The sequence below is a fragment of the Streptomyces sp. BL1 genome, from assembly GCF_057628045.1.
Genome location: NZ_JBXYWZ010000002.1, coordinates 5091940 through 5109040, shown reverse-complemented (window position 1 = coordinate 5109040; position 17101 = coordinate 5091940). Strand labels below are relative to the sequence as shown.

The following is a 17101-nucleotide window of genomic DNA, read 5'->3' as shown; positions in this document are numbered from 1 at the left end:
AGTGTGGTTCACGTGAAGCACCGCCCGGAGTCGCACAGGCCGGTCTCGTCCCACTCGTCGAAGGGGAGAGTGTCCCAGCCATCGGGGATGGCTTCGTTGAGTGGCTTGCCGAAGCGGGTGAGGTAGACCGAGTCTTTGCCGAGGTGGGCACGGCGCTCGTTGAGCTGGCGTTCGAGCTGGCAGGACTTGGCGAACAGGTCCGGGGCGCTGCGGCGTTGTTCACGCCAGGCTTCGGGACGGTGGAAGGGGCAGAAGAAGCAGGCCGACTTCGGCGGTACGGGCAGGCCAGCCCCTCGGATGATGCGGTGGCAGTCCGTACGGCGCAGGCCGAGGTCAAGCAGCGGATAGGTGATGTGCTCGTAGGGGTTGCTGCGACGGTTGTTGGCGCGCTGGATCTCATCGACGCTGATGCCAATGCCGACCGTGGCGGGGTTGTCTGCGCTGGCTCCGTGCTGCTTGAGCCATTTGCCGACAACCTTGATTTTGAAGTCAGCAGTGCAGTTGCGGGTGCCGGGGGCGCCGTTGGACATCCGTACGGGGATGGGCAGGGACCGGGAACCTTCCTTGGTGAGGCGGCCCCAGAGGGTTTCAGTGCTGCCGTCTCGGCGGGTGCGGTGCAGCTCTTCCAGGCGAATGCCTTGGGCGGCGGCGTACGGGGCGGCGTGCTGGCGGAAGTAGTCCAGGGTTCGGGGGTCTTCAGAGTCTTCACCGACGTTGGCGAAGAGGAACGCGTCATAGCGAAGCTGGCCCTGTGCGGCGAGCACGAGGCAGGCCACGGACTGCACCCCACCACCGAAGCTGAAGGTGCGCAGAGGTTGCGTGGTCATGCGGTCACCGCCGTGTGCCGCACGACGCGAGATGCGATCACTACGGGGACAAGGCCGGTACCCCGGCAGGCCCGGCAGGTCACGGAAACGGTCTGACGGCTGCCGTCCGGGTGGTGGGTGCCGGTGGTGACGTGGACGGTCGAAAACCCGTCGCAGTCGTTGCAGCGTCGCCGGGCAGGGGTGGGCTGGTTCATGATGGAGGCTCCTTCTGATCTACGGATTGGGAAGGTGCAGGCGCTCGGGACGGCGTGATGCTTGGCGGTATCTGGGCCGTCCCGAGGGCCGTTCAGCGCTTGGGCTGGGAGTTGAGAAGCGAGCGCAGGACCACCGCGCACACCGCGATGGAGATGCCGCAGACGGCTACGGCAAGTAGCAGCGAGACGAGGACCGAGCCGAGGACCAGCACCACGGCTGTTCCGCCGCCGACGAGCAGCGCGAGAGAGCCCGGAGTGAGCTGCACTGCGGGCCGGGTCGGTGCCGGGGCCTGAGGCGGCGTGTAGGCCGGCTGTGGGGCCGGGGCAGACGCCGTTGCGGCCGGGTGTACGGCGCTCGGGGTAAGGGCCTGTGTGGGTGCCGGTGGGGCGGGGTTGCTGGGGTACTTGGGTCGCAGCATGAGCGTTTCTCCCTAAGGTCACTTGGCGGTGTCGTTGACGATTTCGGTGCCGGTGCGTGCGCTGTCCTCGATGGCGGGGGCGAGGAAGGTGTCGGCAAGGAGGAAGCCACCGAGCAGGAGCACGATCACGAGCCAGATGGGCGGGTGCATGAGGCGGATGCCGAAGTAGCCGACGAGAGCCAGCAGCAGCACCAGCGGAATCGTGATGGTCATGGCGGGATGTCTCCTCTCAGCGGATGCGGCAGCGATGCGTGCGGGCAGCGAGTTGGGCAGCGGAGCGGTTGCCGTAGTCGGCGGACCAGCCGCACTCAGCCGAGGTGCACACCGCGGCATGCCGGGTGCGTCCGGTGCGCGGATCGCGGTGCGTGCCGATCTGCACGGGCCCGATCCGTTCGACCGAGTGGAAGCGATCGCGAGCAGGCATGACGGATCTCCTTGTCTGGTCAGGTGAGTTGGTCGGCGATGGCCTCAGCCATCGGTGCCGGCACGCCCAGGCGAGCGCGCAGGGTGTCGGTGTCGATAGCGGTACCGGTCTGGGCTTGGTGGGTGTCGGCGACCTTCCGGGCGTGCTCGACCAGAGCCGGCGGAACATTCGGCGCGGCCGGTGCCGGAGGCTGGGGAGGCGCGGACGGTGCTGGCTCGGCGGGCAGTTCGGGGCGATCCACGTGCACCGTCGGGGCAGGCTCGGAAGCCGATTCCGGAGCCCTGTCCGATGTCGGTTCGCGGTCGGGGCGTTCAGCAGGTGCGTGGGCCAGGAGGGTGCCGCCGAAGAACGCGAGCGCAGGCCATCCGGCAACGAGGATCCGCAGCCAGGCCGGCACGTGGTCCAGGTCGAGCAGGCCCGCGGTGGCGACGTTGGCCCCGAGCGAGGCAACGAGAGCGATGAGGAACCACGTCCACGCCAACCGGGCCGGGACCTGTGCGGCTTGCAGGGTGCGGATCCGATGCCAGGCCGCGACCAGCAGCAGATCCACGCTGATCGGGTAGGCCCAGGCCTTCCAGCCGTGCTGTCCGGCCGCATACGCGAGGTCGTGCAGGTGCGCGAAGGAGAGGGCACCAGCGATCACGGCCTGAACAAGTACGGCGTCGATCCGCAGCGAACGGAACATGATCCGGATTCCTCCTTCCCATGGTTGGGCCGGCGGCCGGACGGGGCTTGGTGTGCCTGCCGTCCGGCCGCGGGCAGTCAGTCGGTGGCGATGCCGGAGCCGAGGCAGGTGAGACACAGCCCGGTTTGCTGGTCATCGGTCATCCGCTTACGGCGAGAGCCGACCTGCACGTGAACGGCGACTTCGCCCGTGCCCTTACACGGCTGGCACTGCTTCGTGGCCGGCTTCTTCGCGGCGGGTTTGCGGGCGGTAGCCATGGCGGTCACCAACCCTGTCCGGGCGCAGGCGGGGCGGGCGGGAAGCCGCCGTCACCGGGCGCCGCCGCGGGCAGGGACGCGGCCAGCGCGTAGCCGGCCACCTCTGCGAACTCCGCATCCGCATCCGGCCGGTTGGCGTACAGGGCCAGATCGTTGAGCAGGTTCACTGTGCGGCGGAAGTCCTCACAGCGGTTGCACATGGCAGTCCACTCCTTCGGATTCAGGCATGGGAGGGGTAGGGCGTTGGCGCGAAGGCGGTCACACCGGCCGGTGAAGCAGGGAGGGTCAGGCCGTCTCAGAGACCGTTCGCACCACCATGCCCGCGGCGTGCTGCGAGACCTTGTACAGCTCTCAGGGCAACGCACCCCGACTCAGCTTGCCGAACTGGCCGAACGATGCGGCGTGTCCTGATCCATGGACGCAGCGCGGTCAGAGTTTCTCTACTTCATCAAGGCGCCCCGCACAGCGGGGCGCGCGCCGCTTCCGGCGCTCTGCGCTCCATGTCTCCGCCACCGCGCGACGCGCCACGCAGCGCGCCAAGCGTGCGGGGAGACGAAGAGGGGGCCGTACGGGGCTGGGTCCGGCCGGCTCCACGGCTTTAGGCAGCCACTTTGGGGCGAGCCTCTAAGATCGGGGGCCACGCTCGGGCGGTTCCGGGCAGGCGAGGTGCTGCCCGAGTCGCAGGCAGCTTAGTGGCCCCCGATCTCTCGCCCCAAAGCAGCTCCAGCCCAAAGCCGCTCCACCGACCTAGCGACGCTTGCCGCGAGCACGAGGCAGACAACGCCGGCAGCTACCTCAGGAGACTACCGGCATCGCTCGCCCTGCCGAACTAGCTTCGTGCGCGCTGGCGTGCCCTAGAGCAAGATCACTTCCACGCAACACGACGAGACACGAACGCTCAGAGCACCAGGTCATGTCCGGAGGCATCACCGAGGCGCAGCCCAAGCCAAGTGTCAGGTCGTCACCAAAGCAAGTTCTGACCGGAGTTGACCTTACGCCGTGACAACTGGGGCCTACCATGAACGAAGCTCAAAGCCATGGACGTTCGTCATGTCCACGAGCTAGCCAGACCCCGCCTCTTGAAGGAGCAGCAGTGGCAACAGAGAGCATCCTTGAGCAGTTTCGGGTTCATGATTTCCTATCCTGGCATGACACGGGAAGCCTGGTGCTGAATCCTGTTTTTCAGCGACGGGAAGTTTGGCGACCTGAGGCAAAAATTTATCTGATTGACTCTATCCTGCGCAGGATGCCAATTCCAAAGGTGTACATTCGAACATCAGTTGACCCGCGAACACGTAAAAGCAAGCGCGAGGTTGTTGATGGCCAGCAGCGCCTACGGGCAATCATCCAGTTCGCTGAAGGCGGGTTTTCACTTACGCGTCGAACCGGGGAATTTGCTGGAATGCAGTACTCTACAATGCCAGAGGAACTACAGCGAGATTTCCTAGACTACCCCATCGCAGTTGACACTCTGCAGAACGCCACAGATAGTGATGTTCTAGAAGTGTTCGCGCGACTGAACAGTTACACGGTCTCCCTAAATGCCGCCGAGAAGCGACACGCGAAATACCAGACAGCATTCAAGTGGGCCGTCCACGAGGCTGCCAGGGATTGGAAGGCCCTCTGGGAAAACCTAGGTGTCATCAATGGGAGGGGTCGTCTCCGAATGGGCGATGACAGCCTAATGGCGGAGATGTTCTCAGTAGTAATGAGGGGCGTAACCGATGGCGGTTCAGCGGCGATCGATCGCCTATACGGAGAAAATGACGACGACTTCCCCGAGGAAGACTCGGTTCGCAGCCTCCTTGATAAGGCCCTGACCTCGATCATCTCTAACCATGAAGCGCTAATTTCTTCGACACAGCTTCAGCGAGCTCCACAATTTCTGATGCTCTTTGCAGCATTCTGTCACGGACTTCATGGCCTTAAACAAGGAGATGTCAACCAAGAACTGCCACCTGGCGGGCGTGGCTTGAGGGATAAATCGCAGATCGAGAGTTCCCTTACGAAGCTAGCTGCCGCACTGGCTGAAGGCTCTACTAGTGGCGAATACGCCGAGTTTGTGTCGGCTAGCGGCGTATCCACTCAACGCATTTCAACACGCGAGGTTCGCCTAAAGTACTACATTGACGCCGTCTGCCGGCGCTAAAATGAAAAGTCTCCTGCGAATAGCGCAAGAATTTTCCGCCACTACGATGGGCCTCGACAGATCCATCGAATCGGTCCTTCTTGGCGCAAAGGACGTCGATCCACGCCACTCAAGCGCAGTAAAGAGAATCGCAACCATCAACCTGTACTCCAGCTGGGAAGAATTCACTCGAAAAATCCTTGCTGCTAGCGCATTCAAGAAGGCCTACACGGCTAATGGTGTGCAACTTCATCGGGCCGCGGGGATTCGCAGCTATGCGGACTTCAATACGGCCTGCAAATCCGCATACGGGAAACCACCCAACGCACTTTGGTCTCCAAACTGGGGAATATCCCGGACAGTAATGAAGTTAACAGGTAACATCTGCCTACAAAATTCCCAAACCTTACGCATAGCTTTCTCGTCCGCAACTTCTCCGGCTGATGAAATTAGACTGTGCCGAAACTTCTTTGGCCACATCAATCCAGGTACCGCTCAACAGGTCCAGCGACTCCTACAATTCCAGGGCGCCCCATCACTTGAGGCATGGATATGCCAGCGTGACAGCAACGGTGACACTCGTTTCACGCAATGGGCATCGGACCTCCGAGACATCGCATTCGCCGCTGCCCAATAAATACTATCTACCTATATCGCAATTACGCTACTCCGGCTCTAGTTCGTGGTCACATCCCCAAGTAGAAACCGTCCCGTGTCGCCGCTTAAAATTGATCACAACGATGTTGCAGCCGCGTTGTACCGTTAAATACGTGACATCACAACCAGACATGCTCCAGGTAGCTCTTCAAGGCTTTCGTTCTGCACGTACGCGTTACTACGACCAACTTGCCATCGGACACCCGGAAGCCTTGATGGTTATCCCTACTGTTGAGGTGATCTACTGGGCATGCGTCCTTGATGAACAGTTGGAGGATAGGGACTCCAACTATCGAGCAAGCAACGAGTGCGGTCGCATGGTCACGTTGGGAACTCGTTTCGCGAGGAATCGTGCAACGCATCAGCTCCCCATGCTCATCGAGAAAAAATCCGGAGCGATCTTCCCAATCAAGCTTCCCCAGTGCTTCGAAGAGATGCTCTGGCTTCCCATCAGCAGCATTCCCCCTGGCCGTCCCGCTCCACGACAAGAAAAGCAGTACACTCAGTACCTCGCAGGGAAGCCAGTACGACATACGATTGAAGAGATCACGAACTGGTTCGCTGCCGAACAGCAAAAGGGCGACTCCTTGCTTTAGGCAATAGGTACTTGACTCACCTCCTAGGAGGTCCTACCTGCTCGCGTACTCCCGAAGGCTTCTCCAACTTTCACTATCGACTATGAGCAATGAGTCGAATACGTGTCGAAGTTGAGCAGCACAGCAGAGGCGGCCCTTCACCCGCCCAGGTCAACGCCATGATCACGGCAGACCAGATGAGGCCCTTCTAAGCGCTTGGCCGCAGGTTCGAGTCCTGCCGGGGGCACCTTTCCTCCCCCTGTCGGCCCCTCCCACACGGAGGGGTCCTTTTGTTGGTCAGGTCCTTGTGCGGGCGTCGGCTGTGAAGTGTTCGCCGTTGGCCGGGACGCCTATGTCGCTCCAGGTGAAGGGCGTGCCGCGGCCGATGTCCGGGTCGGGGTGGTCCATCAGCTGGAAGTGGACGTGCGGTTCGGTGGAGTTGCCGGAGTTGCCGCAGCGGCCGATCTGCTCGCCCGCGGTCACCTTGTCGCCCGCGCGTACGGACAGCGAGCCGCGCTGTACGTGGGCGTACAGGGCGTACGTGCCGTCGCCGAGGTCGAGGACGACGTGGTTGCCGACGACGCAGCCCGCGCCCCCGATCTCCCGCGCGAGCCCCTCGAACAGCAGATAGACCAGCGCCGCCCAGGAGTTGCGGCTCAGGTGGTCGCGGCGGTGGCCGGACGCGTGCACGACGGTGGCGTCGGCGACGGCGAGGAGCGGCGCGCCGAACGCGGGGAAATCACGGTTCCGGCGTACGAGGGGCCACCAGCCGAACGGCGGGCGGTCGCCGTCGGACGGTTCGGCGACGATGTCGATCGCGTACGTCTGGCCGTACGCGTGCGTGCCGTGGCTGGGCACCTTGTCGGCGGGACTGTTGAGCGCGGCCCAGCGGCCACGTACCGGGGCGCCGGTCTCCGTCGGCTGCGCGCCTGTGACCCGGAGCGCACTTTTGCGGGGACGGCGGAGGACGGTCACCAACAGTGCGAGGGCGAACGGTGTGAACGTCAGCAGTTGGGAGTAGTCGGCGAAGAAGCCCCCGACGATCAGAGCGACGAACAGGAACAGGCAGCACCGGTAGAAGACCGAGCACGCTTTGAGCAGAGCGGGGTTCGTGATCACGGTTTGTCCTTTCTCGGGTCCGGCGGAGGTCCGGCGGACGGGACATCGGCCGCATTCAGCAGGCCGGCCCGGCGGCAGACCGGCGGCGTACAGCGGGTCAGCGGCGTACGGCCGCGAGGATCACCAGCAGCGGGACGACGCGTTCGGGCGGCACCTCGTAGCGGCCGCGGGAGACGGTGCGCAGCCAGCCTGCGGAGGTCAGCTGCCGCAGGTGGTGGTAGATCTGGCCGGTCGTGCCGAGGTCTTCGAGCGCGGCCAGTTCCGCGACGGTGCGCGGCTGTTCGTGGAGCTCGCGGAGCAGCCGGAGCCGCACGGTGTGGCCGAGGGCGGCGAGCGAGTCGACGGCCGGCGACCAGTCGCCTTCCGTGAGGTCCTCGGTGGTCGCGCCGTACTGCCATTCGTACGTTCTGCCGTCCTGCGTCCCGACGGATCCGGTGAACAGGACGCCGCCCCGTTCCAGGCCCTCCGCGGTCAGCTGTTCCTTCCAGCCGCGCAGCACCCAGAACGCGTCCTCGCGCCCTGCGGACAGACCGTCCTCCCGGTTGTCCTGCGGGCCGTCGGCCCGCGGGGCCGCCGACTCCAGTGCGGCCAGTCGCCGTTCGAGCTCGGCGACGCGCTCCTCCAGCTCCATACATCGAGACTACGTAATTACGGAATTTCCGCAAGTCCGTATCCGGGTCCATGCCCGGGTCCGGTCGCCGCACCGGAAGGGGCCGGGAAAGGCGGACGCGACACAGCCCCGGCCGGCCAGAAGGCAGACGGACGGCGCGCGGTCACAGCCCTCGCATCCCCCGGAGCGGCAGGCGTGTGTGACGGGCGGTCAGCTCACTTGTCGTCGCCGCCGGGTTCCAACGGCGGGGAGGACACGCCCAGATGCTTCGTGCACTGGGGGCGGGCCACTTCGTGCCCCGGGGTCTCCCGCAGGACGCCGGACGGTACGAGCAGACCGGTCAGCAGGGAGCCGACGACGCACAGTCCGGCGCAGAGGAACATGGCGGTCCCGAACGCCTGGTTCACCTCGACGGCGGAGGTGTAGCCGCGGTCCGACAGGCCGATCGCGAGCGGCAGCAGGGCGACGATCAACAGCTGCGCCGAGCGCGCCGCCGCGTTGTTGATGCCGCTGGCGATGCCCGAACGGGAGACGTCCACGGAGGCCAGCACGGTGGCCGTGAGCGGCGCGACGAACATGCTCATGCCCAGGCCCTGCACGAGGACGGCCGGCAGGACGTCGAGCCAGTACGAGGAACTGTCCGGCCCCGTCCTGCGCAACAGCAGCAGCCCGGCTGCCGTGACCAACGGGCCGGCGACGAGCGGCAGTCGGGGGCCGATGCGCTGGGCGAGGGCGCCGGCCGGCGCGGAGAGGCCGAGCATCAGCACCGTCACGGGCAGGGTCGCCATGCCGGCCTGGAGCGCGCTGTAGTCCAGGGCGGTCTGCAGCTGGAGGGGCAGGATGAAGAAGACGCCGCCGATGGCCGCGTACAGGCACAGCGTCACGAGGTTCACGGCGCTGAACACGCGCGAGGCGAAGATGCCGGGCGGCACCATCGGGTGTGCGATGCGCCGTTCGACAGAGACGAAGGCCGCACTGCACAGCAGCCCGACAGCGGCCGGCACGGCGACCGTCAGGAAGGACGGGTCGCCGGACGCGACGATGAGCGCGTAGGTGAAGCCCGCCAGCCCTGCCGCGGCGAGGATCGCACCCGCGCTGTCGAAATCGCCGACAGCTTCGCTGTCACGGCTCTCGGGCACATGGCGCAGGGCGACCACCACGACGGCGGCCGCGAGCGGCAGGTTGATCAGGAAGATCCAGCGCCAGCCGGGCCCGTCCACCAGCCAGCCGCCCAGGAACGGGCCGACCGCACCGGCCACCCCGCCGAGCCCCGACCACGCGCCGACCGCCTTCGCCCTGTCCTCCGGGCGGAAGGTGGACTGCACGAGCGCGAGGGAGCCCGGGGTGAGGAGCGCGCCGCCGACGCCCTGGAGCGCCCTGGCGGCGATCAGCACCCCGCTGCTGGGGGCGAGTCCGCACAGCGCGGACGCCACCGCGAACCAGACGACCCCCACGACGAACACCCGTCGCCGTCCGTACCGGTCGCCCAGTCCGCCGCCGAGCAGGATCAGTCCGGCGAGGGTCAGCATGTAGGCGTTGACGGTCCACTGGAGACTCGCCAGCGAGGCGTCCAGGTCCTCGCCGAGGCGGGGCAGTGCGATGTTCACGATGGTGCCGTCCAGCAGCGCCATGCCGGACGCGAGCACCGAACAGCTCAGCGCCCAGCGGCCGGACGGTGACGCGAGCCGGACAGTACCCGGGACGGAACCGGCGCCACCGGTCATCTGGAGCCTCCCCTGCGGGATCTGGGGGCCGTCAGGCCCCGGCGCCATCCTGCCCGGTGAACTCCCCGGAGTCCGCGTACTCCTCAAGTCCTTCGAACCCTTCGGCCCGTTCGGACTCCCCGTCCTCCCCTTCCGCCCCCTCGACCCCCTGAATCCCCTCTTCGCCCCAGTCGCGTTCGATGTGCACGGCTGCCTCTTCGGCGCTCGCGGCACCGCCGTCCACGCCCTCGTCGTACGCGTAGGTCTCCGGTTCCGCCGTCCCGTGCGTCCCTTCGTCCGAGGCGACCAGCCGTCCCGCACGGGGGCCGGGCCCGTCCTGCCACGTGTCGCTGACCGACCCCTGGACCTCCGGGACCTCGGCGGCGAGCAGTTGGTCGAGCGAGGCGCCCTCGTGCGCCTCGCGCGCCGTCGTGCCGAAGGACTCGGCCACCGACCAGCGGTCAGGCGGGACGATCCCGGTGTCCAGCGGGTCGGCGTCCAGGACGTCGGTCTCCAGCGAGTCGGAGGGCTCCAGTACGCCGTCGTCCTCGGGCAGTTCTGCGTAGTCGTCGGACATGTCTGCGCTCCGGTGTGTGAGCGGTACGGGGCCGGCCCCTGCCGGGCCGGCCCCTGGTGTCAGCCTTCCGGTGAGAAGCGGAGGAGTCCGCCGACGCCGTCGGGGAGTCCGGTTCCGGACGGCGTCAGACTGAACGACGCGCTCGTCTCGGCGGCCGCCTTCAGCAGCAGCGCCTCACGCTTGGCGGCCGCGCCGTCCTCGAACAGCAGCGTGCCGAGCGCGCCCGTCTCCGCGGCCTTCACCACCTCGGGATCGCCGCGCGCCGCCCGGCCGTGTGCGGCGCTCTCCTCCAGCCGGGACGCGGCCTGCCGTGCGGCGTCCTCACTGAAGTCGCCCGCGATGCGCAGCACTTCGTCGGCCAGTGCCTCCTCGGCGCCGGTCTGGCCGCGGCCGCCCTTCTCGGTCTCCACCAGGATTCCGGCCGGCTCCGCGTGCAGCTGTTCGCGCACCGCCGTGCGTCCCTGCACCTCGCCGGCGAGCACGACGACGTCCGGTCCGAAGTCCGACACCGCGCGGGCCACCGCCTCGGCGATCTCCTTGGCGTTCTGGCCGACCGCCTCGTCGGCGCGGCGCTGGATCCTGCGGTGCGCCAGTGCGCCCTCGCGCGGATGGTGCGGCCCCTCGACCGAGCTGCCCCGCACGTCCTCACGGAACACCTCTTCCGGGGAGTGCTCCTGAGCGACAACCAGGTGGCGCAGCTGAGCGTCCTCCTGTCCGGCGACGACCAGCAGCACACGGACCGCGCGTGCGGCCTCCCGTACGTACGCGCCGAGTTCGGGCAGCACGCCCCAGTGGGCGTCGTCGCCGCGGCCGAGTGCCGCGTCCCAGGGGGCGTCCAGGGCGACACCGCCGGCGGAGGCCACCAGCACGCGGCCGTTGGTCTGTTCCTCACCCGGCTCGTCGCGGGCGAGCGCGCGCTCCGCGGCGTCGAGTGCGGCACTGTCGGCGTTCTCGCCCTCCAGCCGCTCGCGCAGAGCCTGCCAGCGGAGCCTCACCTGCTTCTCTGCGTCCTCGCCCGGGGATCGGCCCTCAAGGTAGACCGTCGCGAACGGCCCCTCGTGGGCGTACACAGGCTTCAGCTCGTTCAGCTCCATGACCAACCCCAATCCGGTGCGGTTCCAGCCCTCCGCGTACCCGTACAGATCGGCGTAAACACGCAGGTGACAGGGGCATGCGACGGTGCGTGACGCGCAGCCGCCGCGGCTCGGCCGCGCGCCGGACGGCCTCAGCGGCGCATGCCGTCAATGCCCGTGACCGGCGCTCCCTGTTGCTAGCTTCGCCGCATGGGACACGACCACGGCCCCGGCGCGGGGGCGCTGTCCGCGGGGGCCCGGCACCGTAAACCGCTCGCTGTCGCGTTCGTGCTCACCGCGCTGTACATGGTCGCCGAACTGGTCGGCGGTGTGGTCTTCGGTTCGCTCGCCCTGCTGTCCGACGCGGCGCACATGGGCACCGACGTACTGGGGCTCGGGATGGCGCTGGCCGCCGTCACGCTCGCCGCGCGCGAGGGGCCGCGGCAGCGTACGTACGGCACATACCGGCTGGAGGTCCTGGCGGCGCTCGCGAACGGTGTGCTGCTGTTCGCCGTCGCCGCGTACGTCCTGTGGGAGGCGGTGCGCAGGTGGGGCGACCCGCCGGAGGTGCCCGGGCTTCCACTGCTGCTGGTGGCGGCCGGTGGTCTGGTCGTCAACCTGATCAGCTTCCGGCTGCTGTCCGTGGGCGCGCGGGACAGCATCAACCTCAGGGGCGCCTATCTGGAGGTGCTCGGCGATCTGCTGGGTTCGGTCGCTGTGATCGTCGGCGCCGTCGTCATCCAGTTGACCGGCTGGCGGTATGTCGACCCGGTACTCGGTGTGGCCATCGGGCTGTTCATCCTCCCGCGCGCGGGACAGTTGATGCGGCAGGCCGTACGGATCCTGATGGAGGCCGCGCCGTCCGGCATGGACGTCGCCGCGGTGGAAGCGGAGATCGAGGCACTGCCCGGCGTCGCGCATGTGCACGACTTGCACATCTGGACGGTCACTTCGGGCCTGGACTCCGCCAGCGGACACGTCGTACCGGAGTCGGGCGCGCAGCCGGGCGCGGTGCTCGACCGGGTGCTGGGACTGCTCGACGAGCAGTACGGCATCACCCACGCCACCATCCAGATCGAAGGTCCCGAAAGGAAGGACGAAGAGCCCGGCCATCCGTCCCACTAGCGCGCGCTCCGGGGCGTGTTGGGGACATGACCACGCCGGACGGATGTCCTGACGCAGCGCATCCGGGTCCTCACGAGACACGCCCGGACCATGTGACGCTTCTCTCTCGCCATCCCCTCCGTACCGTCTTGTCCGAATTTCGCCGCATACTGTCTGACCTGCGGAAATGAAGCTCTTTGAACGGCCGAATGAGCAATTTGAAGCCTCATGACGGATTTTGGAGCTTCCACGGCGGTCTGCTTACGGTCCTCCCGCTCGACCCGTTCACCGCGCCCGACGGTGAACCGCCGCGACCGTAAGGAAGAAAGACCATGCAGCTCTCCGGCAAGGGACGCCACCGCCGACCCGGCAAGACCGCTCGCATCGCCGCCGTGACCGGTGTCGCCGGCGCCACCGTCGCCATTCCGCTGATGTCGGCCACAGGCGCGCAGGCCGCCTCGGTCGACACCTGGGACAAGGTCGCCCAGTGCGAGGCCGGGGGCAATTGGTCCACCAACACCGGCAACGGCTACTACGGCGGCCTGCAGTTCTCGCAGTCCAGCTGGCAGGCTGCCGGCGGCACGCAGTACGCGCCGCGCGCCGATCAGGCCTCCAAGCAACAGCAGATAGCCGCCGCCGAGAAGCTGCTCGCACAGCAGGGCCCGGGCGCCTGGGGCTGCGCGGGCGCCGGCAACCTCCGCGCCGGCGGCGCCCCGGCGAACGTCAGCCCGGACAGCGGCAGCACGCAGCAGACCGAACAGCGCACTCAGCAGCAGTCGCAGCCGCAGCAGCACACCCAGCCGCAGCGCCAGGCGCAGCCGCAGCAGACCCAGCAGGCTCAGCCGCAGCGGCAGGCCGCTCCGGTGCAGCAGCCGCAGCAGCAGACCCAGCAGCAGTCCACGGGCGGCAACTACACCGTGAAGTCCGGTGACACCCTCGGCTCCATCGCGGCGGCCCACGGCGTCAACTGGCAGACGGTGTACCAGAACAACCAGTCCGTCATCGGCGGCAACCCGGACCTCATCCTCCCGGGCCAGCACCTCCGCATCGGCTGACCGTACGGCCCGCACGGGCCGTGCCCCTGAACCGCCGCGGCCCGCGTCCCCTCCCCCGAGGACGCGGGCTGCGGCTACTTGTGCGCAAGCGGCGTGCCCGCGCCTCGCTCAGCGGGAGTCCGTCATCGCGTAGTCCGTCCCCAGCACGCGCGGCCGTCCTGCGGGCGGCAGGTAGGCGGCGGCCTGTCCCGCGTGGGTGTCGGTCACGGTGCGGCGCGGGTCGGGGTCGTAGACGGCCTCGCGGGACGACGGGGTGACGGAGCGGCCCGGGCGGCCGGCTGTCGTACGGACGGTGTGGGCGAGCGGTACGACGGCGAGGGTGCCGCCGTCGCTGGTGCGCAGGGCGTGCACGCGGGGCAGCTCCGGGCGCGCGGGCGCGAAGGTCTTGCGGACGCCGAGCTTTCCGAGGGCACGGTCGCGCTCGCGGTGGATCTTCAGGGCGCGCTGCACGGACTTCGTACGGGCGAGTTTCCCGCCGGTCTTCTTGCCGCCCGTCGCGTACAGGTCGGCCACCGCGGCGGTCACCTGGCGGGGCGTCAGACTGCCGCTCGCCGCGTCCGGCTCCGCGGTGGCCGCCGCGCCCCGGCTGCCGGAGGCGATCTCCGGGACCTTCTCGTCCAGGTGGACCACGCCGGTCATCTTCCATGTGTCCTTGTCGCCGGCCCCACTGCCGCTCTTCTCGAAGACGAGTATCCGGCGCTGTCCGTCGTCGGCCACCCGGGCCGTGGCCGCGAACCAGTCGCCGCCGGACGGGATGTGGAACGTCAGGTCCTCGTAGCGGAACGCGCCCGCGTACTCGTCCTTCTCCTTCGGCGAGCGGGTGGCGAACTGCCGGTACTCGGCGGTGCTCCGCTCGTGGACCGGGCCCGCCTCGACCGTGCCGAGCAGCTTCGCGTCCTGCCGGGCGTTGGCCCGGTTGTTGACGTCCACGTAGTGGTCGACGACCTGCTGTGCGGCGTCCGTCGTGAGGACGGGCTTCCCTGCGGCCTCCGCGGTGGCTTCCGCGCGCGCCTTCCTGTCGCCGCCCCCGTCCCCGGAACCGGCGGACGTGCAGCCGGACAGTGCGAGGGCCGCCACGGAGAGGCAGGCCACAGCTGTGACTCCTGCGGCCCTCCCGCTGCCCGGCAGGGTCAACTGGCGCATGCGTACTCCCCGTTCAGCTGTTCGCCTGTACTGCGTGCCGCTCTCCGTATGATCGCGTGCCGACGGGACGAGGGGGAGACCGGAGGCCGTGGGGATGTGCGCGGCTGTCGCACAACTGTCGTACGTGTGCTCAGGCGCGCCGCTGTGCAGACAGATCACAGGACGACGACTCAGGGGGTCGACACTGATGACCGGTCAGCTCGGCGCGGCAGGCGGGCCGCACCGCTCCTCGCCGCTCGACAGGGCGAAACGGACCGCCGTACACGCTGCTCTGCGCACTGTGGGACGGGTGAGCAAGGGTGTGCGTATCGGCTGGCGGGACGGTTTCGACAGCGGCACGGCGGCCGACTACGTGTACGCGAACGAGCCGCACGGCCTCCGGGTGCTGCCCGTCCTCGGGGAGTTCGTCGACCGCAGGTACCTCGCCACCACAGGGGCGCGCGCTGTCCGGGCACGCGGCGAACTGCTCAAACAGATGCTGCGCGAGGAGATCGCCGGCCGCGGAGGGGAGATCCGCGTCCTCGACGTCGCCGCGGGGCCGGGCCGCTGTCTGCAGGATCTGCTCGCGGAGGAACAGCCGGGCGGTCAGTTGCGTGTGTTCTGCCGCGACCGCGCACAGTCCGCACTGGAGGCCGGCCGCAGTCTCGCGCAGCGCCGCGGACTGCCCGACGGCTCGCTCACGTACGAACTGGGCGACGCTTTCGACCCCGCTCCCCTGCCGGAAGGTACGCCGCCGGACCTCGTCGTCGTGTCCGGACTGTACGAACTGGTGGCCGAGGACGCCGCCGTCGTCACCTCCCTGGAGAGACTGCACGACATGCTGGCGCCGGACGGGGCGCTGCTGTTCACGACACAGACCCGCCCGCCGGAACCGGAGTTCCTCGGCGGTGTGCCCGGCCGGACGACGTGCCGTCCGGTGGAGGAGGCGGAGGCCTGGGCGGCGAAGGCGGGCTTCGCCGCGGGAGCCGTGGACAGCAGGCGCGAGGATGTGGGGCTCTTCACGGTGACCCGGTGCCGTCGCACAGGCGGGTGAGGTTCCGGTGCGTCCAGCGGCACGGTTAGGGTGTCAAAGAAGCGTCAAGGCATAAGGTCACGGCGCTGAGGGTGTGCCGGGAAGTCTGGTCGGCGGAGCCGTCTGCCTGCCCGATTCCGTCCCCGGAGCCCACTCGTGAATTCTTCCCCGGACCCCGCCGCGACCCCGCAGAACAAGCTGTTCGCCCGCCCCTCCGCCAGAGAGCGCAGACACCTCGCGGACGCGCTGCGCACCGAGACGGTCGGCGGAATGGTGCTCCTCGCCGCCGCGGTGCTCGCCCTCGTGTGGGCCAACACTCCGGTGATCAGCGACTGGTACGAGTCGCTCCGCGGTGCCCACTTCGGCATCCCGGCGCTCGGTCTGGACCTGTCGGTGGAGCACTGGGCGTCGGACGGTGTGCTGGCGGTCTTCTTCTTCGTCGCCGGCATCGAGCTCAAACGCGAGCTGGCCGTGGGCGAACTGCGCAAGCCCGCCGCCGCCGCGCTGCCCGTCGTCGCCGCACTGTGCGGCATGGTCGTGCCCGCACTCGTCTACCTGGGCACCGCCCTGGCGGGTGGCGGACAGACGCACGGCTGGGCCGTTCCGATGGCCACCGACATCGCCTTCGCGCTCGGCGTCCTCGCGGTCATCGGCACCAATCTCCCGTCCGGCATCCGCGCGTTCCTGCTCACCCTGGCGATCGTCGACGACCTGGGCGCGATCCTGGTCATCGCCGTCTTCTACACCTCCGGGCTCAACTGGTGGGCGCTCGCGGGCGCGTTCGCCGGACTGGTCCTCTTCCGCGTCCTGCACGTCAATCTGCGGGTGCGCGGCTGGTACGTGTACGTGCCGCTTGCCGTGGTCATCTGGGCGCTCATGTACAACAGCGGCGTGCACGCGACCATCGCCGGCGTGGCGATGGGCATGCTGCTGCGCGTGCTGCCCGACAGCGGGGACGGCGAGGACGCGACCTCCCCGGCCGAGCGCGTCGAGCACCTGGCCCGCCCGCTGTCGGCCGGTTTCGCCGTCCCCGTCTTCGCGCTCTTCGCCGCGGGGGTCGGCGTATCGGGCTCCGCGCTGGCCGAAACGTTCCGGCAGCCGGAGGCCCTCGGTGTCGTACTGGGCCTGTTCGTGGGCAAGTTCGTCGGTGTTCTCGGCGGTACGTATCTGACGGCACGGTTCACGCGGGCGCGGCTCAGCGACGATCTGACGTGGCCGGACGTGGCCGGCGTCGCCATGCTCGCGGGGATCGGGTTCACGGTGTCCCTGCTGGTGGCCGAACTGGCCTTCACGGATCCGTCGACCGTCGAGCACGTGAAGGCCGCCGTGCTGATCGGGTCCCTCCTCGCGGCGGTCGTCGCGTGCGTCCTGCTGAAGGTGCGGGACGCCAAGTACCGCGCGGTGTGGGAGGCGGAGACGCGGGACGAGGACACCGACACCGTCGCTGACATCGACCAGGAAGAGGACCCCGTCCGCCGTCCCGCGGAAGCCGCACGGCGCGCAGCGGAACGGGAGCGCGACAGCGGATCCGGCCGCTGA

General features: G+C 68.2%; 20 protein-coding genes and 1 tRNA gene. 7 read left to right on the top strand and 14 right to left on the bottom strand.

All coding sequences use genetic code 11. From position 1 onward, the window contains the following. Positions 1-8 precede the first annotated feature (8 nt). From AC3AGO_RS22440 to AC3AGO_RS22405, 8 genes are all read right to left on the bottom strand, one after another. On the bottom strand, positions 9-827 hold the full coding sequence (locus AC3AGO_RS22440) for a phosphoadenosine phosphosulfate reductase (protein ID WP_487822018.1): 819 nt from the start codon (positions 825-827) through the stop codon (positions 9-11). Beyond that, the gene (locus tag AC3AGO_RS22435; RefSeq protein ID WP_487822017.1) at positions 824-1021 is read right to left on the bottom strand and encodes a hypothetical protein; all 198 of its coding nucleotides are present in this window, start codon (positions 1019-1021) and stop codon (positions 824-826) included. The genes AC3AGO_RS22440 and AC3AGO_RS22435 overlap by 4 nt, the downstream gene beginning before the upstream one ends. Before the next feature lie 92 nt (positions 1022-1113). After that, positions 1114-1287 (bottom strand): hypothetical protein, encoded by a 174-nt coding sequence (locus AC3AGO_RS22430; protein WP_487822016.1) that lies wholly within the window; start codon positions 1285-1287, stop codon positions 1114-1116. Positions 1288-1458: 171 nt separating this feature from the next. After that, positions 1459-1653: a hypothetical protein gene (locus AC3AGO_RS22425; protein WP_487822015.1), complete on the bottom strand. Its 195-nt coding sequence runs from the start codon at positions 1651-1653 to the stop codon at positions 1459-1461. A 16-nt stretch (positions 1654-1669) separates the two neighbouring features. Then, positions 1670-1864: a mobile element transfer protein gene (locus AC3AGO_RS22420; RefSeq protein WP_487822014.1), complete on the bottom strand. Its 195-nt coding sequence runs from the start codon at positions 1862-1864 to the stop codon at positions 1670-1672. A 19-nt stretch (positions 1865-1883) separates the two neighbouring features. Next, the gene (locus AC3AGO_RS22415; protein ID WP_487822013.1) at positions 1884-2549 is read right to left on the bottom strand and encodes a DUF2637 domain-containing protein; all 666 of its coding nucleotides are present in this window, start codon (positions 2547-2549) and stop codon (positions 1884-1886) included. Between the two features lie 77 nt (positions 2550-2626). Further along, on the bottom strand, positions 2627-2806 hold the full coding sequence (locus AC3AGO_RS22410; RefSeq protein WP_487822012.1) for a hypothetical protein: 180 nt from the start codon (positions 2804-2806) through the stop codon (positions 2627-2629). 5 nt (positions 2807-2811) lie between these two features. Beyond that, entirely contained in the window at positions 2812-3006 is a 195-nt protein-coding gene (locus AC3AGO_RS22405; protein ID WP_487822011.1) for a hypothetical protein, read from the bottom strand. Between the two features lie 893 nt (positions 3007-3899). Between AC3AGO_RS22405 and AC3AGO_RS22400 the strand changes: the two genes are divergently transcribed. The 3 genes from AC3AGO_RS22400 to AC3AGO_RS22390 all read left to right on the top strand — a co-directional run bounded on the left by AC3AGO_RS22400 (position 3900) and on the right by AC3AGO_RS22390 (position 6413). Next, positions 3900-4955, top strand: a complete 1056-nt coding sequence (locus AC3AGO_RS22400; protein ID WP_487822010.1) for a GmrSD restriction endonuclease domain-containing protein — start codon at positions 3900-3902, stop codon at positions 4953-4955. 749 nt (positions 4956-5704) lie between these two features. Then, positions 5705-6187, top strand: a complete 483-nt coding sequence (locus tag AC3AGO_RS22395) for a hypothetical protein (protein WP_487822009.1) — start codon at positions 5705-5707, stop codon at positions 6185-6187. 143 nt (positions 6188-6330) lie between these two features. Next, positions 6331-6413: transfer RNA gene (locus AC3AGO_RS22390), tRNA-OTHER, on the top strand. A 50-nt stretch (positions 6414-6463) separates the two neighbouring features. Here AC3AGO_RS22390 and AC3AGO_RS22385 read toward each other — a convergent pair. The 5 genes from AC3AGO_RS22385 to AC3AGO_RS22365 all read right to left on the bottom strand — a co-directional run bounded on the left by AC3AGO_RS22385 (position 6464) and on the right by AC3AGO_RS22365 (position 11269). Further along, complete coding sequence (locus tag AC3AGO_RS22385) at positions 6464-7282, bottom strand: M23 family metallopeptidase (protein ID WP_487824763.1); 819 nt, start codon at positions 7280-7282, stop codon at positions 6464-6466. Between the two features lie 100 nt (positions 7283-7382). Continuing rightward, positions 7383-7916 (bottom strand): ArsR/SmtB family transcription factor, encoded by a 534-nt coding sequence (locus AC3AGO_RS22380; RefSeq protein ID WP_487822008.1) that lies wholly within the window; start codon positions 7914-7916, stop codon positions 7383-7385. 194 nt (positions 7917-8110) lie between these two features. Further along, complete coding sequence (locus AC3AGO_RS22375; protein WP_487822007.1) at positions 8111-9619, bottom strand: MFS transporter; 1509 nt, start codon at positions 9617-9619, stop codon at positions 8111-8113. A gap of 31 nt (positions 9620-9650) precedes the next feature. After that, the gene (locus AC3AGO_RS22370; protein ID WP_487822006.1) at positions 9651-10175 is read right to left on the bottom strand and encodes a DUF5709 domain-containing protein; all 525 of its coding nucleotides are present in this window, start codon (positions 10173-10175) and stop codon (positions 9651-9653) included. 59 nt (positions 10176-10234) lie between these two features. Next, positions 10235-11269, bottom strand: a complete 1035-nt coding sequence (locus AC3AGO_RS22365) for a baeRF2 domain-containing protein (protein ID WP_487822005.1) — start codon at positions 11267-11269, stop codon at positions 10235-10237. Positions 11270-11458: 189 nt separating this feature from the next. Between AC3AGO_RS22365 and AC3AGO_RS22360 the strand changes: the two genes are divergently transcribed. Beyond that, on the top strand, positions 11459-12373 hold the full coding sequence (locus AC3AGO_RS22360; protein WP_487822004.1) for a cation diffusion facilitator family transporter: 915 nt from the start codon (positions 11459-11461) through the stop codon (positions 12371-12373). 311 nt (positions 12374-12684) lie between these two features. Further along, positions 12685-13407 (top strand): LysM peptidoglycan-binding domain-containing protein, encoded by a 723-nt coding sequence (locus AC3AGO_RS22355; protein WP_487822003.1) that lies wholly within the window; start codon positions 12685-12687, stop codon positions 13405-13407. Positions 13408-13515: 108 nt separating this feature from the next. On the opposite strand, the gene AC3AGO_RS22350 is transcribed toward AC3AGO_RS22355, so the two are convergent. Beyond that, positions 13516-14550, bottom strand: coding sequence for a DUF8094 domain-containing protein (locus AC3AGO_RS22350; protein ID WP_487822002.1), 1035 nt, complete (start codon positions 14548-14550; stop codon positions 13516-13518). Positions 14551-14737: 187 nt separating this feature from the next. Between AC3AGO_RS22350 and AC3AGO_RS22345 the strand changes: the two genes are divergently transcribed. Next, entirely contained in the window at positions 14738-15583 is an 846-nt protein-coding gene (locus AC3AGO_RS22345; RefSeq protein WP_487822001.1) for a class I SAM-dependent methyltransferase family protein, read from the top strand. Positions 15584-15718: 135 nt separating this feature from the next. Beyond that, positions 15719-17101, top strand: coding sequence for a Na+/H+ antiporter NhaA (gene nhaA / locus AC3AGO_RS22340; protein WP_487822000.1), 1383 nt, complete (start codon positions 15719-15721; stop codon positions 17099-17101).